The organism is Streptomyces sp. NPDC028910 (assembly GCF_055564955.1).
Map to the genome: position 1 here is coordinate 1 of NZ_JBVHVF010000024.1, position 21662 is coordinate 21662.

Annotated in this window: 20 protein-coding genes; 8 read left to right on the forward strand and 12 right to left on the reverse strand. The window is 72.0% G+C overall.

Translation table 11 applies throughout. From position 1 onward, the window contains the following. The first annotated feature begins 219 nt into the window (after window positions 1-219). A complete protein-coding gene (locus tag ACZ4TV_RS25595) occupies window positions 220-966 on the forward strand; it encodes a tyrosine-protein phosphatase (protein ID WP_468137335.1) in 747 nt (248 codons plus the stop codon). A 75-nt stretch (window positions 967-1041) separates the two neighbouring features. Here ACZ4TV_RS25595 and ACZ4TV_RS25600 read toward each other — a convergent pair whose 3' ends face one another. The 5 genes from ACZ4TV_RS25600 to ACZ4TV_RS25620 form a co-directional block, all read right to left on the reverse strand. Then, complete coding sequence (locus ACZ4TV_RS25600) at window positions 1042-2724, reverse strand: DEAD/DEAH box helicase (protein ID WP_468137219.1); 1683 nt, start codon at window positions 2722-2724, stop codon at window positions 1042-1044. A gap of 100 nt (window positions 2725-2824) precedes the next feature. Continuing rightward, window positions 2825-3031, reverse strand: a complete 207-nt coding sequence (locus ACZ4TV_RS25605) for a cold-shock protein (RefSeq protein WP_030707191.1) — start codon at window positions 3029-3031, stop codon at window positions 2825-2827. A gap of 211 nt (window positions 3032-3242) precedes the next feature. Beyond that, window positions 3243-4400 carry an acetyl-CoA C-acetyltransferase gene (locus ACZ4TV_RS25610; protein ID WP_468137220.1) on the reverse strand — a complete coding sequence of 386 codons (1158 nt, stop codon included), beginning with the start codon at window positions 4398-4400 and terminating at the stop codon, window positions 3243-3245. 28 nt (window positions 4401-4428) lie between these two features. Beyond that, window positions 4429-5016: a TetR/AcrR family transcriptional regulator gene (locus tag ACZ4TV_RS25615; RefSeq protein ID WP_468137337.1), complete on the reverse strand. Its 588-nt coding sequence runs from the start codon at window positions 5014-5016 to the stop codon at window positions 4429-4431. A 108-nt stretch (window positions 5017-5124) separates the two neighbouring features. Then, window positions 5125-5907 (reverse strand): SDR family oxidoreductase, encoded by a 783-nt coding sequence (locus ACZ4TV_RS25620; protein WP_468137221.1) that lies wholly within the window; start codon window positions 5905-5907, stop codon window positions 5125-5127. A 109-nt stretch (window positions 5908-6016) separates the two neighbouring features. Here ACZ4TV_RS25620 and ACZ4TV_RS25625 point away from each other — a divergent pair, with 109 nt between their 5' ends. Both ACZ4TV_RS25625 and ACZ4TV_RS25630 read left to right on the forward strand, forming a co-directional pair. Then, on the forward strand, window positions 6017-7162 hold the full coding sequence (locus ACZ4TV_RS25625; RefSeq protein ID WP_468137222.1) for an acyl-CoA dehydrogenase family protein: 1146 nt from the start codon (window positions 6017-6019) through the stop codon (window positions 7160-7162). Then, window positions 7162-8166, forward strand: a complete 1005-nt coding sequence (locus tag ACZ4TV_RS25630; protein ID WP_468137223.1) for an acyl-CoA dehydrogenase family protein — start codon at window positions 7162-7164, stop codon at window positions 8164-8166. The genes ACZ4TV_RS25625 and ACZ4TV_RS25630 overlap by 1 nt, the downstream gene beginning before the upstream one ends. Before the next feature lie 7 nt (window positions 8167-8173). Here ACZ4TV_RS25630 and ACZ4TV_RS25635 read toward each other — a convergent pair whose 3' ends face one another. Then, the gene (locus tag ACZ4TV_RS25635; RefSeq protein ID WP_468137224.1) at window positions 8174-8899 is read right to left on the reverse strand and encodes a class I SAM-dependent methyltransferase; all 726 of its coding nucleotides are present in this window, start codon (window positions 8897-8899) and stop codon (window positions 8174-8176) included. A gap of 125 nt (window positions 8900-9024) precedes the next feature. On the opposite strand from ACZ4TV_RS25635, the gene ACZ4TV_RS25640 reads away from it, so the two are divergent. Continuing rightward, window positions 9025-9477, forward strand: coding sequence for a hypothetical protein (locus ACZ4TV_RS25640; RefSeq protein ID WP_468137225.1), 453 nt, complete (start codon window positions 9025-9027; stop codon window positions 9475-9477). A gap of 7 nt (window positions 9478-9484) precedes the next feature. On the opposite strand, the gene ACZ4TV_RS25645 is transcribed toward ACZ4TV_RS25640, so the two are convergent. Together ACZ4TV_RS25645 and ACZ4TV_RS25650 are read right to left on the reverse strand one after the other, a co-directional pair. Next, complete coding sequence (locus ACZ4TV_RS25645; RefSeq protein WP_468137226.1) at window positions 9485-10036, reverse strand: hypothetical protein; 552 nt, start codon at window positions 10034-10036, stop codon at window positions 9485-9487. A gap of 77 nt (window positions 10037-10113) precedes the next feature. Next, the gene (locus ACZ4TV_RS25650; protein WP_468137227.1) at window positions 10114-10842 is read right to left on the reverse strand and encodes a glucose 1-dehydrogenase; all 729 of its coding nucleotides are present in this window, start codon (window positions 10840-10842) and stop codon (window positions 10114-10116) included. A gap of 99 nt (window positions 10843-10941) precedes the next feature. On the opposite strand from ACZ4TV_RS25650, the gene ACZ4TV_RS25655 reads away from it, so the two are divergent. Genes ACZ4TV_RS25655 through ACZ4TV_RS25665 form a run of 3 tightly spaced genes read left to right on the forward strand, consistent with a single transcriptional unit; the run spans window position 10942 to window position 12852 of the window. Then, window positions 10942-11544 carry a PadR family transcriptional regulator gene (locus ACZ4TV_RS25655; RefSeq protein WP_468137338.1) on the forward strand — a complete coding sequence of 201 codons (603 nt, stop codon included), beginning with the start codon at window positions 10942-10944 and terminating at the stop codon, window positions 11542-11544. A gap of 15 nt (window positions 11545-11559) precedes the next feature. Further along, window positions 11560-12288 (forward strand): VWA domain-containing protein, encoded by a 729-nt coding sequence (locus tag ACZ4TV_RS25660; RefSeq protein ID WP_468137228.1) that lies wholly within the window; start codon window positions 11560-11562, stop codon window positions 12286-12288. Between the two features lie 36 nt (window positions 12289-12324). Further along, window positions 12325-12852 (forward strand): pyridoxamine 5'-phosphate oxidase family protein, encoded by a 528-nt coding sequence (locus ACZ4TV_RS25665; RefSeq protein ID WP_468137229.1) that lies wholly within the window; start codon window positions 12325-12327, stop codon window positions 12850-12852. Window positions 12853-13084: 232 nt separating this feature from the next. Here the strand turns inward: ACZ4TV_RS25665 and ACZ4TV_RS25670 are convergent, their stop codons facing one another. After that, window positions 13085-14176: a hypothetical protein gene (locus tag ACZ4TV_RS25670; RefSeq protein ID WP_468137230.1), complete on the reverse strand. Its 1092-nt coding sequence runs from the start codon at window positions 14174-14176 to the stop codon at window positions 13085-13087. Then, window positions 14173-14403, reverse strand: a complete 231-nt coding sequence (locus ACZ4TV_RS25675; RefSeq protein ID WP_468137231.1) for a hypothetical protein — start codon at window positions 14401-14403, stop codon at window positions 14173-14175. The genes ACZ4TV_RS25670 and ACZ4TV_RS25675 overlap by 4 nt, the downstream gene beginning before the upstream one ends. Window positions 14404-14568: 165 nt before the next feature. Here ACZ4TV_RS25675 and ACZ4TV_RS25680 point away from each other — a divergent pair, with 165 nt between their 5' ends. After that, window positions 14569-14991, forward strand: coding sequence for a hypothetical protein (locus tag ACZ4TV_RS25680; protein ID WP_468137232.1), 423 nt, complete (start codon window positions 14569-14571; stop codon window positions 14989-14991). Between the two features lie 372 nt (window positions 14992-15363). On the opposite strand, the gene ACZ4TV_RS25685 is transcribed toward ACZ4TV_RS25680, so the two are convergent. Together ACZ4TV_RS25685 and gltB are read right to left on the reverse strand one after the other, a co-directional pair. Further along, window positions 15364-16824 carry a glutamate synthase subunit beta gene (locus tag ACZ4TV_RS25685; protein WP_468137233.1) on the reverse strand — a complete coding sequence of 487 codons (1461 nt, stop codon included), beginning with the start codon at window positions 16822-16824 and terminating at the stop codon, window positions 15364-15366. Then, window positions 16817-21361, reverse strand: coding sequence for a glutamate synthase large subunit (gene gltB / locus ACZ4TV_RS25690; RefSeq protein ID WP_468137340.1), 4545 nt, complete (start codon window positions 21359-21361; stop codon window positions 16817-16819). The genes ACZ4TV_RS25685 and gltB overlap by 8 nt, the downstream gene beginning before the upstream one ends. Window positions 21362-21662 lie beyond the last annotated feature (301 nt).

Consider the following 21662-nt stretch of genomic DNA (forward strand, 5'->3'; position numbering starts at 1 on the left):
CCCCCCCCCCCCCCCCACCCCCCCCCCCCCCCCCCCCCCCCCCCCCCCCCCCCCCCCCCCCCCCCCCCCCCCCCCCCCCCCCCCCCCCCCCCCCCGGCACCCGGCGCCGGGGTCAGTGCCCGGCACCACCAGCACCACCAGCAGCACCAGCAGCACCAGCAGCAATACGCCGAAACGATTCGTCAGATCCCCCTCCAGGGCGCCGTCAACGTCCGGGACATCGGCGGCTACCGCACCTGGACCGGTGGCCAGGTCCGACAGGGGCTCGTCTACCGCTCCGACGCGCTGAGCAAGCTGACCGACGCGGACGTCACCACCGTCTCCGGTCTCGGCCTCACGAAGGTCGTCGATTTCCGCATCCCGATGGAGCTCCAGTACGACGGCGCCGACCGGCTGCCCGCCGGACTCTCCCCCACCTCACGCCCGGTCAGCGATCTCGGCCTCTACGGGACCCTCGTCGGCGCGATCTCCAGCGGCGACCCCGTCAAGCAGGAGCAGATGCTCGGCGGCGGCCGCGCAGAGGCCTACATGCGCGACATCTACCGCACGTTCGTGACCAGCCCCGAGAACCGGGCCCAGTTCGCGGCGACCCTGCGGGAGATCGCGGACCGCGCGCAGGGCCCTCTCCTGTACCACTGCACGTCCGGCAAGGACCGGACGGGCTGGGTGAGTTACGTGCTGCTGCGCGCCCTGGCCGTTCCCGAGGAAACCGCCGAGAGCGACTACCTGGCGTCGAACACCTTCCGCGCCGCCTACGACGCCCGGGTGCGGGCGGGCCTCAAGCAGTCGGGGCGGATGCAGAACCCGGACCTGCTGATCCCGCTCCAGGAGGTCCGCCAGGACTACCTGGACTCGGCGACGGCGCAGATGGAGGCCGACTACGGCAGCTTCTACGGCTACCTGACGAGGGGCCTCGGTCTGGATCTGCACACGCTGGCGAGGCTGCAGGACAAGATGGTCCGGTAGGAGACAGCACGACGCCGGGCAGCGCGTGCGGAACGCGCTGCCCGGCGTCGTGTGCGTATACGCGGGCGGTACGGGTCAGACCGCCCGGCGGCGGCCCTGGCCCGCGGAGCCGACCCGGCTGCGCGAGGACGCCGCGGCGGCGCCACCGGTGGCGCCGCCCCCGGTGCGCCGGCCGCGCTCGCCGGAGCCGGTGGTCCCGCCGCCGCCCTGACCGCCGCGGCGGGTCTGGCCCGGCACGGAGGCCGCAGGGGCCTGCCCGGAGGCGCCCCCGCCGGAGCGGCGGCCGCGGCCGCCGGCCGCCGGTGCGCCGCCCGTGGCGGATGCGGTACGCGGGCCGCCCGACCGGCGGCGCGAGCCGGAGCCCGAACCGGACCCGGCGCCGCTGCGCGGCTTCGGCGCGGTCGGCTGCGGCACCTCCAGCACCACCGGGATGCCCGAGGGCTCCTTGGCGCCGGTCAGCCGGGACAGCTCCTCGTCGGAGGACTTGATCTGCGCGGTGCGCGGGGAGATCCCGGCGTCCGACATCAGGCGGGTCATGTCCCGCTTCTGGTCGGGCAGCACCAGGGTGACCACGCTGCCGGACTCGCCGGCGCGGGCGGTACGGCCGCCGCGGTGCAGGTAGTCCTTGTGGTCGGTGGGCGGGTCCACGTTGACGACGAGGTCGAGGTCGTCGATGTGGATGCCGCGCGCCGCGACGTTCGTCGCCACCAGCGCGGTGACCTCGCCCGTCTTGAACCAGTCCAGGGTGCGGTTGCGCTGCGGCTGCGAGCGGCCGCCGTGCAGGCCGGAGGCGCGTACGCCGTCCGCCAGGAGCTTCTTGACCATGCGGTCCACGCCGCGCTTGGTGTCCACGAACATGATCACCCGGCCGTCGCGAGCGGCTATGCGCGTCGCCACGGCCTTCTTGTCGGTCTCGTCCATGACGTACAGGACGTGGTGCTCCATGGTGGTGACCGCACCGGCCGACGGGTCGACGGAGTGGCCGACCGGGTCGGTCAGGAACATCTTGACGAGCTTGTCGATGTTCTTGTCCAGCGTCGCGGAGAACAGCATGCGCTGGCCGCCGGCCTCGACCTGCTTGAGCAGCGCCGTGACCTGCGGCATGAAGCCCATGTCGGTCATCTGGTCGGCCTCGTCGAGGACGGTGATCGCGACCTGCGAGAGGTCGGCGTCACCGCGGTCGATGAGGTCCTTCAGACGGCCGGGGGTGGCCACGAGCACCTCGGCGCCGCGGCGCAGGGCGCCCGACTGGCGGTTGATCGACATGCCGCCGACGACGGTCGCGATGCGCAGGTTGACGGACGTGGCGTACGGGGCCAGCGCGTCGGTGACCTGCTGCGCGAGCTCACGGGTCGGTACGAGGACCAGCGCGAGCGGCGCCTTCGGCTGCGCACGGCGGCCGGCGGTCCGGGCCAGCAGCGCCAGGCCGAAGGCCAGCGTCTTGCCGGAGCCGGTACGGCCGCGGCCGAGCAGGTCACGGCCGGCGAGGGAGTTCGGCAGCGTCGCGGCCTGGATGGGGAACGGCTCGGTGACGCCCTGGGCGGCGAGGGTCTTCAGCAGCGCCTCGGGCATGTCCATGTCCTCGAACGCGGCGACCGGCGGGAGGGCCGGGGCGATCGGTTCGGGCATGGTGAATTCTTGGGGCCTGGCTACGGGGGCGGACTTCTGCCGTCCCGCGCCAGCCTTCGGACGTCCCTGGGCCGCACCTCGGCCCCGGGTGGGGCGGCGGCTGGGTCGTGCGGAGCTGGAGCTGGTCATGCGAGAAAGCCCTCCTGAAACCGGCAGGTACAACAAGGTCGAAACAGCAGACAAGCCGGGGTCCGCACCTCACGGTGCGGACCCCGGCAAGCTGAAATACTTAGTTGGCGGGGAGGATGTTCTCCGCCTGGGGGCCCTTCTGGCCCTGGGTGACGTCGAAGGACACGCGCTGGCCCTCCTGGAGCTCACGGAAGCCCTGGGTGGCGATGTTCGAGTAGTGGGCGAAGACGTCCGGGCCGCCACCGTCCTGCTCGATGAAGCCGAAGCCCTTTTCCGAGTTGAACCACTTCACGGTGCCAAGTGCCATTTTGAATCTCCTGAATAGGCGGCAAAGGGCCCCATCCGGAGATTCCGGCAAAACAATAAAAGCGCCTGAGGATCATTCCCGTCAGGCGCACATAAAGTTCATGGGTACCACAACTGCAACGAGCTCTAAGCTAGCACACCTCCGTCCGGGGGTGTCGGGGCGAGGGTGTGATCTACGTCCTTGTGGTACCCGCGCGCACCTGCCGCAGGGGCTACAGCCGCTCGATGATCGTCACGTTGGCCTGGCCGCCGCCCTCGCACATCGTCTGGAGGCCGAAGCGGCCGCCCGTGCGTTCCAGCTCGTGGAGGAGGGTGGTCATCAGCTTCACCCCGGTCGCGCCCAGCGGGTGGCCGAGGGCGATCGCGCCGCCGTTGACGTTGACCCGCTCCGGGTCGGCTCCGGTCTCCTTCAGCCAGGCCAGCACCACCGGGGCGAAGGCCTCGTTGATCTCCACCAGGTCGATGTCGGCCAGCGACATGCCGGTCTTCTTCAGCGCGTGGGCCGTCGCCGGGATCGGCGCGGACAGCATGCGGATCGGGTCCTCGCCCCGTACCGAGAGGTGGTGGATGCGGGCCCGCGGCCGCAGGCCGTGTTCGCGTACCGCCCGCTCGGAGGCGATCAGCATCGCGGCCGCGCCGTCCGAGACCTGGGAGGAGACCGCCGCCGTGATGGTGCCGCCCTCGACCACCGGCGCCAGCGCCGCCATCTTCTCCGGCGTCGTGTCCCGGCGCGGGCCCTCGTCCGTGCGGACGTCCCCGTAGGGCGCGAGCTCGCGCTCGAAGCGGCCCTCGTCGATGGCGCGCAGCGCCCGCTGGTGGGAGCGGAGCGCGAACTCCTCCATGTCCCGGCGGGAGATGCCCCACTTGCGTGCGATCAGCTCGGCGCCGTGGAACTGGTTCACGGGGGCGTCGCCGTACCGGGCCCGCCAGCCCGCCGATCCCGCGTACGGCCCCTCCGCGAGGCCCAGCGGCTCCGCCGCCTGCCGCGAGGCGAAGGCGATCGGGATCATCGACATGTTCTGGGTGCCGCCCGCGACCACCAGGTCCTGGGTGCCGGACAGGACGCCCTGCGCCGCGAAGTGCACCGCCTGCTGGGACGAGCCGCACTGGCGGTCGACGGTGACCCCCGGCACCTCCTGCGGCAGGCCCGCCGCCAGCCACGCCGTCCGGGCGATGTCCCCCGCCTGCGGCCCCACCGTGTCGAGGCAGCCGAACACCACGTCCTCCACGGCGGCCGGGTCCACCCCGGACCGCTCGACCAGCGCCTTCAGGACGTGCGCGCCCAGGTCGGCCGGGTGTACGGCGGACAGGCCACCCTTGCGCCGCCCCACCGGTGTGCGCACCGCTTCGACTATGTAGGCCTCGGGCATCGGGACTCCTCTGATCGGGTCTGGTCGGTCAGGTGCGTACGGCGATCCCGTCCAGCACCATCGACAGGTACTGGCGGGCGATCTCCTCGGGGCTGTGCAGTCCGCCCGGCCGGTACCAGGACGCCGCCACCCACACCGTGTCGCGCACGAAGCGGTAGGTGAGGCGGATGTCGAGGTCGGCGCGGAAGACCTGGGCGGCGACTCCCCGCTCCAGCGTCCCCAGCCAGGCCTTCTCGAACTTCTGCTGCGAGTCGGACAGGTAGTGGAAGCGGGGCTGCGCGGCGAGGGTGCGGGACTCCTTCTGGTAGATCGCGACGGCGGCGCGGTGCCGGTCGATCTCCCGGAAGGATTCGGTGACGAGGGCCTCGATGGTCTCCCTGGGGCCGAGACCGGCGGCGAGGACGGTGTCGTACCCGTCCCACAGTTCGGTCAGGAAGGCGGAGAGGATCTCGTCGAGCATCGATTCCTTGGAATCGAAGTGGTAGTAGAGGCTGCCGGCGAGCATGCCGGCGGCGTCGGCGATCTTGCGGACGGTGGTGGCGTTGTAGCCCTGCGCGGCGAAGACCTCGGCGGCGGTGTCGAGGAGTTCACGGCGCCGCTCGGGCGAGGCCGTCACCTGCGGCTTCTTCTTGGCTCTCGGCGCTGTCGGCGGCGTCGGCGCAGTCGGCTCTGTCTGCTCTGTCTGCTCTGTCGGCTTGTTGGTCGGCACGCGTCCATTCTCGGCCTAGGCGTGCTGGCTGCTGACCGACACGGTCTCGCCCGTCATGTACGACGAGTAGCCGCTGGCCAGGAAGACGATCACGTTGGCGACCTCCCAGGGCTCTGCGTACCGGCCGAAGGCCTCGCGGGCGGTGAGTTCCGCCAGCAGTTCCGCACTGGTGACCTTCGCCAGGTGGGGGTGCATGGCCAGACTCGGGGCGACCGCGTTGATCCGTACGCCGAACTGCGCGGCTTCCAGGGCCGCGCAGCGCGTCAGCGCCATCACCCCGGCCTTGGCGGCGGCGTAGTGGGCCTGGCCGGTCTGGGCGCGCCAGCCGATGACGGAGGCGTTGTTGACGATGACCCCGCCCGCTCCGGACGCCTTGAACGAGCGCATCGCGGCGCGGGTGCAGCGGAAGGTGCCGTTCAGGGTGACGTCGAGGACGCGGGACCACTGTTCGTCGGTCATGTCGACGAGGGCGGCGGTGCCGCCGAGCCCGGCGTTGTTGACGACCACGTCGAGGCGGCCGTGGGTCCGCTCGGCGAGCGCGAAGAGGGCCCGGACCTGGTCCTCGTCGGTGACGTCGCAGGGCAGGGAGGTGACGCGGTCCGCCCCGAACTCGGCGGCGAGCGCGTCTTCGGTCTCCTTCAGGCGGCGGGCGTGGGCGTCGCCGATGACGACGCGGGCGCCCTCCTCCAGGAGGCGGCGGGCGGTGGCCCCGCCGATCCCGGCCCCGGCGGCGGCGGTGACGACGGCGGTGCGGTCCTTCAGCAGGTGGTGACCGGCGATGTACCGGGGCGCGTTCATGCGGTGTACCGGGGCGCGTTCATACGAACTCCTCGACGCTGCTCATGGCCGTACGTTAACCTACCAAACACTTGTTAGGGAACCTGGTCGCGGAGGAGGCGGACACCTGATGGACCTGACCCAGACGGCTGAGGTGGAGGCCTTCCGGGCCGAGGCCCGGACCTGGCTGGCCGGCCACGTCCCCGCCGCCCCGCTGCCCTCCCTGGAGACGCGGGAGGGCTTCGCCGCGCACCGGGAGTGGGAGGCGCTGCTGCACGCGGACCGCTGGTCGGTGGTGTCCTGGCCCGAGGAGTACGGGGGCCGGGGCGCGGACATCGTGAAGTGGCTGGTCTTCGAGGAGGAGTACTGGGCGGCGGGCGCGCCCGGCCGGGTCTCGCAGAACGGCATCAGCCTCCTCGCGCCGACCCTCTTCGACCACGGGACGGCGGAGCAGCGGGCGCGGGTGCTGCCGTCGATGGCGAGCGGCGAGGTGGTCTGGGCGCAGGCCTGGTCGGAGCCGGAGTCGGGCTCCGACCTGGCCTCCCTGACGTCGCGGGCGGTCCGCACGGAGGGCGGCTGGCTGCTGTCCGGGCAGAAGACCTGGTCCTCGCGCGCGGCCTTCGCCGACCGCGCCTTCGGCATCTTCCGCACCGACCCGGACGCCCCGAAACCGCACCAGGGGCTCACGTACCTGATGTTCGACCTGCGGGCGCCCGGGGTGACGGTGCGGCCCATCGGCCGCCTCGACGGCAAGCCGGCCTTCGCGGAGCTCTTCCTGGACCAGGTCTTCGTACCGCAGGAGGACGTGATCGGGGAGCCGGGGCAGGGCTGGCGGATCGCGATGTCGACGACCGGGAACGAACGCGGGCTGACCCTGCGCTCCCCGGGCCGTTTCCTGGCAGCGGCGGACCGGCTGGTCGGGCTGTGGCGCTCGCACGGGGACCCGTCCGACACCGCACTGCGGGACCGGGTGGCGGACGCGGTGGTCGGGGCGCGCGCGTACGAGCTGTTCACCTGGGCCAGCGCCTCCCGGTTCGCGGCGGGCCGGACGATCGGCGCCGAGTCCAGCCTGAACAAGGTGTTCTGGTCGGAGTACGACATCGCCCTGCACGAGACGGCACTGGACCTGCTGGGCGCGGACGCGGAGCTCGCGGAGGGCGAGTGGGCCGAGCCGTGGATCTTCTCCCTGGCCGGGCCGATCTACGCGGGGACGAACGAGATCCAGCGCGACATCATCGCCGAGCGGCTGCTCGGCCTCCCGAAGGGCCGCCGCTGATGCGCTTCCTGCTGACCGACGAGCAGTCGGACTTCGCCCGTACGCTGCGCTCCCTGCTGGGCGCGGCGGAGGTCCCGGCGGCCGTACGGGCCTGGGCGGACGGGGAGTACGGGCCCGGGCGGGCGCTGTGGTCCGGGCTCGCGGGGACGGGCCTGTTCGCGCTGGCCGCGCCGGAGCCGTACGAGGGAGCGGGCCTGCTGCCGCTGGAGCTGGCCCTCGGCTTCGTGGAGCTGGGGCGGGCCGGGGTGCCGGGGCCGGTGGTGGAGAGCGCCGCCGTCTCGGTGCTGCTGTCGGAGCTGGGGGACGAGGCCCTGGCCAAGCGGTTCCTGCCCGGGCTGGTCGCGGGCGAGACCTCGGCCACGCTGACGCTGCCGGGCGGGAGCCCGTACGCCCTGGACGCGGACCCGGCGACGTACTGCTTCACGGTGTCGCGGGCGGGCGAGCTGCGGCTGGCGGGTGGCGCGGGTGGCGCCGACGGCGTGGGCGTACCGCTGCGGTCGACGGACCCCGCGCGCCGGTTGTTCCTCCCTTCGGCTGCCGGGGGCGAGCCGCTGGCGGCGGGGCCGGGAGTGGCGGCGGCCGCGGCGGTGGCCGGGCGCTGGGCCCGGCTGCTGACGGCAGCTCAGTGCCTGGGCGCCGGTGAGGCGCTGCTGGCCAGGACGGTGGAGTACGCGAAGCAGCGCACGCAGTTCGGGGCGCCGATCGGGTCCTTCCAGTCGGTCAAGCACCGGCTGGCGGACACCCTGCTCGCCCTGGAGTTCGCCCGCCCGCTGGTGTGGGCGGCGGCGTTGTCACTGGCCCCGGGCGACGTGGCGGCGGCGAAGCTGTCGGCGGGTGAGTCGTGCTACCGGGCGGCGATGACGGCGCTCCAGCTGCACGGCGCGGTCGGCTACACGGAGGAGCTGGACCTGTCCTTGTGGCTGCGCAAGGCCCGCCCGCTGCGGGAAGCCTGGGGAACGCCGTCGGCCTGCCGGTCGGAGGTCGTCCGTTCCTTCGGCGTGTAGGGCCGGGTCACACGAAGGCGACGCCGAGGCTCACGACGTACTGCTCCTCGACCGTGCCGTCCGGGAAGAGGGGGGCCAGCCGCGCGCGTTCCGCGGCGCAGTACGCGCGGGTGCGGGCCTCGCCCAGCATCAGGAAAGCGGAGTGGCTGGCGAGGTTGGCGAGGTGGTCGTCCAGCGTGACGCGCCGGGACCACCGCACGGCGCGGGTGGCGAATTCCCCGAGCCCCTGGGGCAGCATGCGGAAGCTCTCGCCCTGCGCCCCGAAGAAGTCGCGGAGCCGCTCCTCCTGTTCGGCGATCCACGCAACGGTGGAGTCCGCGTCGTTCCACCAGATCGCGAGCGCGCCGCCGGGGCGCAGCACGCGGCGGGCCTCGGGGACGGAGCGTGCCGGGTCGGTCCAGTGCCAGGCCTGGGCGTACGTGAGGAGGTCGAAGGCGCCGGTCGCCAGCGGCAGCCGGTCCCCGTCCCCGCGCACGAGCGGGATCCCGGGATTCGCCCGGCGGCATTCGGCGGCCATCCCGTCGCCGGGCTCCACGGCGAGGACTTGGGCCCCGCGGTCGTGCAGCAGCGCGGTGGCGATCCCGGTCCCCGCCCCTACGTCGGCCACGCGCGCCCCGGCGAGCGGCCGCCCGGCCAGTTCCTCGACCGCGTCGAACAGGGCCGGGGGATAACCGGGCCGGGCCGCGGCGTAGAGAGCGGCTGCGGAATCGAAGGAACGGGCACGTGTCGTCATCCGTCCATTGTTTTCGATCACGCCCGCCGAAGCCAACGTGCGGAACCGGCAAGAGATGTGATGACATCCCTGTGATCGAACGAACGACGAACGACGAACGACGAACGAGAACGAGGTACAGGAACATGCGACGGACGATGACCGGGCTGATGCTGGGCACGGCGGCGGCGGCACTCCTCACCGGCTGTGGCAGCGACATCCCGAAGCCGGCCCTCGACAGGAGCACGCCCTCGGCCGCCCAGAGCCCCGCGTCGTCCGCGCCGCCGGCCAAGCCCGGTGGCGCGACCCACGAGGTGACCCTGGAGGTCGGGGGCACGGGCAAGACGGCGATCATGTTCAGCGGCGTCGGCAGCGGCTTCGAGCAGCAGACCCTGCCGTGGTCGAAGACGGGCACGGTCGAACTCACCGCCGCGGAGCAGAAGGTGGGCTACCTGGTGAATGTCGTTCCGGGCACGATCACGGGGCCCGGCGGAGTGCTCCAGCAGGCTCCCTGCACCATCAAGGTCGACGGCAAGCAGGTCGCGGAGAGCGACGGCGTCAAGAACGTGAAGGGCTGCTCCTACACCATCAAGCAGTAGTCGCCCTTCAGTTCCGGGGGCGGCACAGGGAGAGCCACCCCAGGGTGGCGGTCTGGAGCAGGAGGAGCGCCCCGGTGCCGGCCGCCTGCCGGAGCGGCCGGGCCGGACGCCCGCCCACGGACCACGCCGGGCCGTCGGGGTCCACCGTCACCGTCAGCCGCGCGCCGACCGCCAGGTCCATCGCCACCGGCCCGGGCAGGTCGCGGCCCGCCGCCGTGCGCAGCCGCAGCGACGGGGAGTGGCCGGAGCCGTCCTCCACCATCGTCCGGGCCGCGACCACCGCCGTTTCCTCGCGGCCGCGGTCGTGGAGGGTGTGCCGGTCCCAGGTGATTCCGCCGAGCACCGCGACCCCGACCGCCACCAGCGCGACGGTGGTGCGGGCCACGAACTCCGCGCCGGTGCCGTGCGGTACGGCCGCACCGAGGACGAAGACGGCCAGCAGGACCGGGACCCAAGCGCCCTCGGGTCCGCGGAGCAGCCAGATCGCCCCGAACTCCCCCGCCAGGAGGAGGCAGTTGCGCAGGATCGCCCCCGGCAGCCTCCGCATCAGTTCAGCCATGGACACATCATGCCTGGGGCGGGTGCGCATCCGGCCGCCCCCTCCACCCACGTTCCGCGTCCGCCGTCATCCCGCGGTCATCCCGCGGTCATCCCGCCGTCCACGGTGAACTCCGCGCCCGTCACGTACGAGGACGCGTCCGAGCAGAGGAAGAGGACCAGCTCCCCGACCTCCTGCGGCCGCCCCATCCGCCCCAGCGGTACGTGCGACCAGTCCCGGCCCGCGACCGCCTCGGCCACCATCGGGGTGTCGATGGCCCCCGGGTGCACCGAGTTGACCCGAATCCGGTCCCGGGCCAGGTCGAGCGCCGCCGACCGGGTCAGTCCGCGCAGCCCGAACTTGGTGGAGCCGTAGGCCGCGTGGCCCGGTATCCCGACCAGTCCGGCGGTGGAGGAGATGTTGACGACCGAGCCGCCCCCGCCCGCCCGCAGCGTCGGCGCGACCGCCTGGATGCCGAGGAACGGCCCCAGCAGATTGACGCGCAGGAGGGCCTCGAAGTCCTCCAGCCGCTGTTCTTCCACGTGCGCCGTGCGCCACAGGGCCGCATTGTTGACCAGCGCCGAGACGGTTCCGAAGGCGCGGATCGTCTGCGCCACCACCGCCGCCCAGCTCACCGCGTCGGCCACGTCGTGGCGTACGTACAGCCCGTGGTCGCCGAGTTCCGCGGCCACCGCCCGGCCCTCGTCCTCCCGTAGGTCCGTGACGACGACGCGCGCCCCCGCCTCCGCGAACAGGCGGGCCCCGGCCGCGCCCTGGCCGCGTCCGGCGCCGGTGACGATGACGACCTTCCCTTCGAGGGAGACCACCGCTCAGCCCTCCAGCACGCGAGGAGTCATTTCGAATAGGAATACTTCTAGCAGGCATGTCAGGCCGGGGGAAGGGCGCCGCGAGGGGCCGGTCGTAGACTGCGCTGCGTGGCAGACGAGACGAACAGGCCCGCGCTCCCCGCGACCAGTTGGGCGGTGCTCGGGCTGCTCTCCTTCGGAGAGGAACTCTCCGGTTACGACCTGAAGAAGTGGTCGGACCGGTCGCTGCGGTTCTTCTACTGGAGCCCGTCCTTCAGCCAGATCTACAGCGAGCTCAAACGCCTGGAGAAGGTGGGCTACGCCTCCTCGCGGAGGATCGCCCAGGACACCGGGACGCGTGACAAGCGGGTGTACCGGATCACCGACGAGGGCATGGCGGCCGTACGGGAATGGGCCCGCGAGGCCCCGGTGGACCCGCCCGTCCTCAAGCACGGGCCGATGCTGCGACTGTGGCTGGGCCACCTGCTGGAGCCGGAGCAGATGCGCGAAGTCCTCGTGCGGCAACAGGAGTTCGCGGAGAGCATGCGCCGTCGCGCGGCAGCCGACGTGGAGGGCGCGCAGGACGAGGCGGCGTGGGCGTACCCGGTGCTCACCCTCAAGTGGGCCGAACGGTACTACGCCTCCGAGCGCGACCTCGCGGCCGCCATGCTCGACGACATCGACGCGCCGGCCGCCGGGCGGGGCGGGCCCGCCGAGCGCTGACGTACCCTCGCCCCCATGACGGGCAGTGCGATCAACCTCCGCAAGGTCGAGGAAACGGCTCCGGCGCTCGTGAGCCTCTACAAGAGCGCCGGGGTCTCCCTGCGCAAGTACGGCATGGAGGGCGGGCGCGCCTCGGTGTACCTGGTCCTGGACTACTCCGGGTCGATGCGCCCGTACTACGAGGACGGCAGTGTCCAGGCCCTCGCTGACCGGGTGCTGGGGCTGTCCGCGCACCTGGACGACGACGCCCGGGTGCCGGTGATCTTCTTCTCCACCGAGGTCGACGCGGTGGAGGAGATCTCCCTGGCCGGGCACGAGGGCCGGGTCACCGAGATCGCCTCCCGCCTCGGCCACATGGGCAAGACGGCCTACCACGCGGCGATGGACGCGGTGATCGACCACTACCTGGACTCGGGGTCGACGGCGCCCGCGCTCGTCGTCTTCCAGACCGACGGCGGGCCGATCAACAAGCTCGCGGCCGAGAAGTACCTGTGCAAGGCGGCCCGGCTGCCGCTCTTCTGGCAGTTCGTCGGTTTCGGCAACACGCGCAGCACGCAGTTCGACTTCCTGCGCCGGCTGGACGAGCTGCCCGTTCCCGCGAAGCGGGCGGTGGACAACGCGGGCTACTTCCACGCCGGTCCCGACCCCCGCGCGGTGCCGGACGGCGAACTGTACGACCGCCTGGTCGGGGAGTTCCCGGCGTGGCTGGAAGCAGCCCGTGGCGCGGGCGTCGTGCGCGCCTGAGCGGCGGCTGTCAGGGGCAGGCGGTTTGATGGTCGTATGACGACGATCAACAACTGGGCCGCGTTCGAGAAGGCGGAGCCGGAGTTCGCCGCGACCGTCCAGGCCCGCTTCGCGCAGTATCCGCACCACGTCCTGGCCACCCTCCGCAAGGACGGCTCCCCCCGGGTGGCCGGGCTGAATGTCGACATCCGGGGCGGGGAGCTGTGGCTCGGCATGATGGCGGGCTCGATGAAGGCCAGGGACCTCCAGCGCGACCCGCGCTTCGCCCTGCACACCAACCCGGGTGCGGGCGAGGAGATGCCGGACGGGGACGTACGGATCTCCGGGCGCGCGGTGGAGCTCGTGGACCCGCCCGAGCTGCACCGGTACGCGGAGGAGACGGAGACTCCGCACCCCTTCCACCTCTTCCACGCCGATCTGACGGAGGTCGTCCACATCAGCGTGGAGGGCGACGACCTGGTGGTGCGGTCGTGGACCCCGGCGCGCGGCCTGCGCACCCTGCGCCGGGGCAACGACGACGAGCCGCCGCGCGAGGACCCGGCGCCGGCCGGCCAGGGCGACTGAGCGGCTGGAACCGGCTCCGGCTCCGGCCGGGCGAAGGGCTCTGGCGCCCGGACAGGGCCTAGCTGAGCGGGAGGAGGCCGCCGGCCGGGCCGAGGACGGTCGGGTCCACGTCCACCCAGTTGCGGTCGATGTCGATCGTGATCCCGCCGTACGTGGACGGCGGGACCCCTCAACTGCGCCGAGGAGCCCCGCAGATGGTCCGTCCGGCCTGTCCCCCGGCCGGCGGGCCTGCCTACCCCGCCCCCTGGTCCTGGAAGGCGGGCAGTGCGAAGATCCGTTCCTTCCCCTCCTCCGCCATCAGCTCGACGAGCGGCAGCACCAGCTCCCACAGGTCCCGCTTGTCGACCTCGTGGGCCAGCGCGTCCAACTCCGCGTCGCCCAGCCCGGCGGCGGCGTCCGCCACCACCTTCCGCGCCTCCTGGGGCAGGACGCCGACCAGCGGCAGGAACTCCCCCCACAGCCCGGTCGCCACGACGGCCCGCACCACCCCGGCCAGCACCTGCGGGTCCCGCAGGGCGTCCAGCCCGGCCACGGCGAGCAGGTCCTCCTCGCCGAGCAGGGCGACGAGCGGCAGCAGCGTCTCCCAGAGCCCGGCTTCGTGAGTCACCCGCACGAGCGAATCGAGCTCGGCTGCGTCGAGACGGGCGGTGAGCTGGGCGATCCGCAGCCGCTGCGCCCCTCCGACCGCGCCGGCGACGGCCAGTGCCTCCTCCCAGAGCCCGCCGGCCGCGGCGGCCCGGACCACCGAGCCGAGCCGCTCGTCGCCCATCAGCTCCAGGATCCGCGGGAGCCGCTCGGGGAGGTCGACGTAGAACCCGGCGCGCAGTACGTCCGTGTCCCCGACCTGCTCCAGGATCCGCTGGAGGACCTGGTCCCGCAGGTGGCCGACGAAGCGTCCCATGGTGAGGTGGTCGTGGCGCTCGGCCAGCACGACGGCGATCCGTACGACCAGTCCCCCGTCGAGCCGGTCCACGATGCCGGCGATCTTCCGGGGGTCCAGGTAGGCGCAGGATTCGGCGGTGAAGGACACCGGCAGCTTGGCGATGATGTCGGCGGCCCGGCCGGGGTCCAGCCGCCCGGCGACAGCGGCGGCCAGCCGGGGGCCGAGCGCCTTCTGCGAGATGGCGGCCGCGACCGCGGCGGGCACCAGTTTGGTGGCGGCGGCGATCCGGTCGAGCATCTCGGGCGCCCCGTCGTTGAGGACGGCGGTCACCTGCTCACGGAACCGCCGTACGTCCCCGCTCGGCAGCCCGCCCAGGAATCCGAGCGCGGCGGCGTCCGTGCCCAGCAGCCGGGCGACCTTCTCCACCTCGGCCCGGCTCACCGGAAGAGCACCTTCCGTACGGCCCCGCGAGCGAGGGCGGGCACCAGCTTGAGCGCCTCCTCGGCGGCCTCGTTCAGCCCGCCGGCCTGCCGCGCCCGCTCCGCCCGCACGGCGTCGGCGAGCCGCGCCAGTTCCCCGGCGCCCAGCCCCGCGAACGACCCGGGAGGCTCGGCGCCCCTCAACTCCCGGCCCAACCGGCCCAGTTCCTGATCCTGATCCACACTCACGGGACGACCTCCCTCGCGGAGACGACGGCTCGCCCCGAGCCTGACCCCGTATTGACTATTAGTCAATACGCGTGAATAGCGTTGTCAGTGGCAGCGGTTAGCGTCGACGGAGTCGAATGCGATCGAGCACTCGACCGAGGATTCCAGGGGGGGACCATGAAGCACATGCACATGCACAGGGGCCGCAGGTCCGTTGCCGTCGTGGCGGTGGCCGCAGCGCTGACCATGACACTAGGGGTGGGCCAGGCTGCGGCGGAGGGCGAAATCATCGGCTACCCGGGGCCCGACGGGCTGATCTGGATACCCGAACGGACCGGCTCCGGCGGCTTCGTCTCGAGCGGACTCGCTGCCCGACTGGACACCTTGATCACCTTCGGCTGCGAAGGAGGCGGCAGCATCGAGGTGACCTTCCGCCTCGACAACCACCCGGACCGGGAACCGGCCCCCTTCACGCTGGACTGCCCCACGGACAGCCCGGCCCGCGTCACCGTCCCCCTCGGCAACGGCCTCCACGGCGGCTTCGGAGCCTCCGTGACGACCTCGTCCCCGTCCATACGCTGGGGCGCCACGGTCATCCAGCCCGAGTAGCCCCCACGCACGCCACAGCGCCCGTCATCCCTGGTCGGGGACATGACGGGCGCTGTGTCGGAGTTCCGCACGCCGTTGTACGGACCGTATGAGGGGTCCTCCCCGAGGGGAGGGGCACTGCCCGTGACGCGCAAGCGGGCCGCGGACCGCGCACCGACGGCCGGAGGCCGGCGCAGCCGGGCGAAGCCCGGGAGGCCGCCTGCGGCCGAGCGGTGCGAGCGCGGCGTCAAGAAGGTGTCATGACGGGCGCTGTGTCGGAGTTCCGCACGCCGTTGTACGGACCGTATGAGGGGTCCTCCCCGAGGGGAGGGGCACTGCCCGTGACGCGTTCGCGCTACGGTTCCGCCCGGGAGGGGCGGGGGTGCTGCCGGGTTATACGGTCAGCGAGCGGTCCGTCGGCTTGACCGGGTACGGGAGGGTGCTGGTTCCGGTCAGGAAGCGGTCCACGCCGCGGGCGGCCGAGCGGCCTTCCGCGATGGCCCAGACGATGAGCGACTGGCCGCGGCCCGCGTCGCCGGCGACGAAGACGCCGTCGACGTTGGTCGCGTAGGAGGCGTCGCGCACGATGTTGCCGCGGCCGTCCAGCTCCAGGCCGAACTGGTCCACCAGGCCGTTGGCCTGGTCGGTGCCCGTGAAGCCCATCGCCAGGGTGACCAGCTGCGCCGGGAGGACGCGCTCGGTGCCGGGCTTCTGGACGAGCTTGCCCTCGACGAACTCGACCTCGACCAGGTGCAGGGCCTGGACGTTGCCGTCCTCGTCGCCCTCGAAGTGGGTGGTGGAGACGGAGTAGACCCGCTCGCCGCCCTCCTCGTGCGCCGAGGTGACCTTGTAGAGCATCGGGAAGGTCGGCCAGGGCTGCCCCGTCGGGCGCTCCTCGGACGGCTTCGGCATGATCTCCAGCTGCGTCACCGAGGCCGCGCCCTGGCGGTGGGCGGTGCCCACGCAGTCCGCGCCGGTGTCGCCGCCGCCGATGACGACCACGTGCTTGCCCTCGGCCGTGATGGGGGGCGCCATGAAGTCGCCCTCCTGGACCTTGTTGGCCAGCGGCAGGTACTCCATCGCGAAGTGGATGCCCTTGAGGTCGCGGCCCGGGACCGGCAGGTCGCGCGAGACCGTCGCGCCGGCCGCGATGACCACCGCGTCGAACCGCTTGCGCAGGTCGGTCGCGCTCAGGTCGCGGCCGATCTCGATGCCGGTACGGAACTTCGTGCCCTCCGCGCGCATCTGCTCGATGCGGCGGTTGATGTGCACCTTCTCCATCTTGAACTCGGGGATGCCGTAGCGGAGCAGACCGCCGATGCGGTCCGCGCGCTCGTACACCACCACGGTGTGACCGGCCCGCGTCAGCTGCTGGGCCGCGGCCAGACCCGCCGGGCCGGAGCCGATGACGGCGGCCGTCTTGCCGGACAGGCGCTCCGGCGCCTGCGGGGTGACGTCGCCGTTGTCCCAGGCCTTGTCGATGATCGAGACTTCGACGTTCTTGATCGTGACGGCCGGCTGGTTGATGCCGAGGACGCACGCCGACTCGCACGGGGCGGGGCACAGCCGGCCCGTGAACTCCGGGAAGTTGTTCGTGGCGTGCAGGCGCTCGGAAGCCGCCGACCAGTCCTCGCGGTACGCGAAGTCGTTCCACTCCGGGATCAGGTTCCCGAGCGGGCACCCGTTGTGGCAGAACGGGATGCCGCAGTCCATGCATCGGCCGGCCTGCTTGCTGATGATCGGCAGCAGCGAGCCCGGGACGTAGACCTCGTTCCAGTCCTTCAGCCGTTCGGCGACGGGACGGGTACAGGCGCTCTCGCGGGGGGTGGTGAGGAAGCCCTTCGGGTCAGCCATGGGTCGCCGCCTCCATCATCTTCTCCGTGGTCTCGGATTCCGAGAGTCCGGCGAGCTCAGCGGCGTCCTTGGCGGCGAGCACTGCCTTGTACGTGGTCGGGATGATCTTGCTGAAGCGGTCCACCGCGACGGACCAGTCAGCCAGGAGCTTCGCGGCCACGGTCGAGCCGGTCTCCTCCTCGTGGCGGCGCACCACATCGTGCAGCCACTGCTTGTCGGCGTCGGACAGGTCGGTCTCGACCGCGCCCGCGTTGCCGACGTTGACGTTGTCCGGGTCGAGGTCGATGACGTACGCGACGCCGCCCGACATGCCGGCCGCGAAGTTGCGGCCCGTCTCGCCCAGGACGACCGCCTGGCCGCCGGTCATGTACTCGCAGCCGTGGTCGCCCACGCCCTCCGAGACGACCAGGGCGCCGGAGTTGCGGACGCAGAAGCGCTCGCCGGTGCGGCCGCGCAGGAACATCTCGCCGCCGGTGGCGCCGTAGCCGATGGTGTTGCCGGCGATGGTGGAGTACTCGGCGAGGTGGTCGGCGCCGCGGTCCGGGCGGACCACGATCCGGCCGCCCGAGAGGCCCTTGCCGACGTAGTCGTTGGCGTCGCCCTCCAGGCGCAGGGTGATGCCCTTGGGTACGAAGGCGCCGAAGGACTGGCCGGCCGAACCGGTGAAGGTCAGGTCGATGGTGTTGTCGGGCAGGCCCGCGCCACCGAACTTCTTGGTGACCTGGTGGCCGAGCATGGTGCCGACGGTCCGGTTGATGTTGCGGATCGCGACCTGGGCGCGTACCGGCAGGGCCGCCTCGGCGGACTCGGCGTTCAGCGCGTCGGCGGCGAGCTCGATGAGCTCGTTGTCGAGGGCCTTCTCCAGACCGTGGTCCTGCTCGATCAGGGCGTGGCGGACCGCGCCCTCGGGCAGCTCGGGCACGTAGAAGAGGGGCTCCAGGTTCAGGCCCTGGGCCTTCCAGTGCGCGACGGCCTTGGTGGTGTCGAGCAGCTCGGCGTGGCCGACGGCCTCCTCGATCGTACGGAAGCCCAGCTCGGCGAGGAGCTCGCGCACCTCCTGCGCGATGAACTCGAAGAAGTTGACGACGAACTCGGGCTTGCCGGAGAAGCGCTCGCGCAGGACCGGGTTCTGCGTGGCGATGCCGACCGGGCAGGTGTCCAGGTGGCAGACGCGCATCATGACGCAGCCGGAGACGACGAGCGGCGCGGTCGCGAAACCGAACTCCTCGGCGCCGAGCAGCGCGGCGATGATCACGTCGCGGCCGGTCTTGAGCTGGCCGTCCGTCTGGACGACGATCCGGTCGCGCAGCCCGTTGAGCAGCAGGGTCTGCTGGGTCTCGGCGAGGCCGAGCTCCCAGGGGCCGCCCGCGTGCTTCAGGGACGTCAGGGGAGACGCGCCCGTACCGCCGTCGTGGCCGGAGATGAGCACGACGTCCGCGTGGGCCTTGGAGACACCCGCGGCGACCGTACCCACGCCGACCTCGGAGACCAGCTTCACGTGGATGCGGGCGGCCGGGTTGGCGTTCTTGAGGTCGTGGATCAGCTGAGCCAGGTCCTCGATGGAGTAGATGTCGTGGTGCGGCGGCGGGGAGATCAGGCCGACGCCCGGGGTGGAGTGCCGGGTCTTGGCGACCCACGGGTAGACCTTGTGGCCGGGCAGCTGGCCGCCCTCGCCGGGCTTGGCGCCCTGCGCCATCTTGATCTGGATGTCGTCCGCGTTGACCAGGTACTCGGAGGTCACGCCGAAGCGGCCGGAGGCGACCTGCTTGATGGACGAGCGCCGCGCCGGGTCGTACAGGCGGTCCGGGTCCTCTCCGCCCTCACCGGTGTTGGACTTGGCGCCCAGCTGGTTCATGGCGATGGCGAGGGTCTCGTGCGACTCCTTGGAGATGGAGCCGTACGACATGGCGCCGGTGGAGAAGCGCTTGACGATGTCGGCGACCGACTCGACCTCGTCGATGGAGAGGGAGGGGCGGTCGGACTTGAAGCCGAAGAGCCCGCGGAGCGTCATCAGGCGCTCGGACTGCTCGTTCACCCGGTCCGTGTACTGCTTGAAGATGTCGTACCGGCGGTTGCGGGTGGCGTGCTGGAGGCGGAAGACCGTCTCCGGGTCGAACAGGTGCGGCTCGCCCTCGCGGCGCCACTGGTACTCGCCGCCGATCTCCAGCGCACGGTGCGTGGCCGCGATGCCGGAGGCGGGGTACGCCTTGGCGTGGCGCGCGGCCACCTCCTTGGCGATGACGTCCAGGCCGGCTCCGCCGATCTTGGTGGCGGTGCCGTTGAAGTAGGTCGCGACGAACTCGTCGTCGAGGCCGACGGCCTCGAAGACCTGGGCGCCGCGGTAGGAGGCGACGGTGGAGATGCCCATCTTGGACATGACCTTCAGGACGCCCTTGCCGAGCGCGTAGATCAGGTTCTTGATGGCCTGCTCCGGCTCCAGGCCGGAGAGGAAGGTCCCGGCGCGCAGCAGGTCCTCGACGGACTCCATGGCGAGGTACGGGTTGACCGCGGCCGCGCCGTAGCCGATGAGCAGGGCCACGTGGTGGACCTCGCGGACGTCACCGGCCTCGACCAGCAGACCCACCTGGGTGCGCTGCTTGGTGGCGATGAGGTGGTGGTGCACGGCGGAGGTGAGCAGCAGCGACGGGATCGGCGCGTGCTCGGCGTCCGAGTGGCGGTCCGAGAGGACGATCAGGCGGGCGCCGTTCGCGATGGCCGCGTCGGCCTCGGCGCGGATCTCCTCGATCCGCGCGGCCAGCGCCTCGCCGCCGCCGGAGACCCGGTAGAGGCCGGAGAGCGTGGCGGCCTTCATGCCCGGCATGTCGCCGTCGGCGTTGATGTGGATGAGCTTGGCCAGCTCGTCGTTGTCGATCACCGGGAAGGGCAGGGTGACGCTGCGGCAGGACGCGGCGGTCGACTCCAGCAGGTTGCCCTGCGGGCCGAGCGAGGACAGCAGCGAGGTGACGAGCTCCTCGCGGATGGCGTCCAGCGGCGGGTTGGTGACCTGCGCGAAGAGCTGGGTGAAGTAGTCGAAGAGCAGCCGGGGGCGCTCGGACAGGGCCGCGATCGGGGAGTCCGTGCCCATGGAGCCGAGCGGCTCGCCGCCGGTACGGGCCATCGGCGCGAGGATGACGCGCAGCTCTTCCTCGGTGTAGCCGAAGGTCTGCTGGCGGCGGGTGACCGAGGCGTGGGTGTGCACGATGTGCTCCCGCTCGGGCAGGTCCGTCAGCTCGATCTCGCCGGTCTCCAGCCATTCGGCGTACGGGGCGGCGCCGGCCAGCTCGGCCTTGATCTCGTCGTCCTCGATGATCCGCTTCTGGGCGGTGTCGACGAGGAACATCTTGCCGGGCTGCAGGCGGCCCTTGCGGACGACCTTGGCCGGGTCGATGTCGAGCACGCCGACCTCGGAGCCGAGGACGACGAGGCCGTCGTCGGTGACCCAGTAGCGGCCGGGGCGCAGACCGTTGCGGTCGAGGACCGCGCCGACCTGGGTGCCGTCGGTGAAGGTGACGCAGGCCGGGCCGTCCCAGGGCTCCATCTGCGTGGAGTGGTACTTGTAGAACGCGCGGCGGGCCGGGTCCATCGAGGTGTGGTTCTCCCACGCCTCCGGGATCATCATCAGCACGCTGTGCGGGAGCGAGCGGCCGCCGAGGTGGAGCAGCTCCAGGACCTCGTCGAAGGAGGCCGAGTCGGAGGCGTCCGGGGTGCAGATCGGGAAGATCCGGTCCAGCGCGCCCTCGCCGAAGACCTCGGAGGCCAGCTGGGACTCGCGGGCGCGCATCCAGTTCCGGTTGCCCTTGACCGTGTTGATCTCGCCGTTGTGCGCGACGAAGCGGTACGGGTGGGCGAGCGGCCAGGACGGAAAGGTGTTCGTGGAGAACCGCGAGTGGACCAGGGCGAGCGTCGAGGCGAAGCGACGGTCGGAGAGGTCGGGGAAGAAGGGCTCCAGCTGGCCGGTGGTCAGCATGCCCTTGTAGACGATGGTGCGGGCGGAGAGCGACGGGAAGTACACGCCGGCCTCGCGCTCGGCGCGCTTGCGCAGGACGAAGGCCTTGCGGTCCAGCTCGATGCCGGTCGCGGCCGCCCCGGAGACGAAGAGCTGGGAGAAGGCCGGCATGGTGGCGCGGGCGCCGTTGCCGAGCAGGTCCGGCGTCACCGGGACCTCGCGCCAGCCGAGGACCGTCAGGTTCTCCTCGGCGGCGATCGCCTCGATCTGCTCCACGGCGACGGCCTGTGCGGGGCCGTCGGCGGGGAGGAAGGCGATGCCGACGGCGTACGCGCCGGCCTCGGGGAGCTCGAAGCCGGCCACCGCGCGCAGGAACGCGTCCGGTACCTGGCAGAGGATTCCGGCGCCGTCGCCCGAGTCCGGCTCGGAGCCGGTGGCGCCGCGGTGCTCGAGGTTCCGCAATACGGTCAGGGCCTGCTCAACGAGGGTGTGGGTGGCCTCGCCGGTGAGGTTCGCCACGAATCCGACGCCACAGGCGTCCTTCTCGTTGCGCGGGTCGTACATGCCCTGCTGGGCGGGGCGACCGTCCATGGGCGACCAGGCTGTGGTGCTGGGGCCGGTCGCGGAGTGCGTGGATGCGGAACGCATCGGCTCTCCCGTCGTCGTCGTGGCATATGTGCATAGCCGAGGGACGACGTTGGCCCTCTGCGAAATTTCGTGCAGATTACATGATGGCGACTATCCCGAGAAGCGGATACGCCATTCCAGCATGCGGACGCTGCACGAGGCAGAAAGAGGGGACTTACGCGGCGCTTTACGGACGTATCGCGAGGCGAAGTCCCGGTGCAGGGCGGGCATCATTGCCCGGAGCCCTGGTCTGATGCCCGGTGGA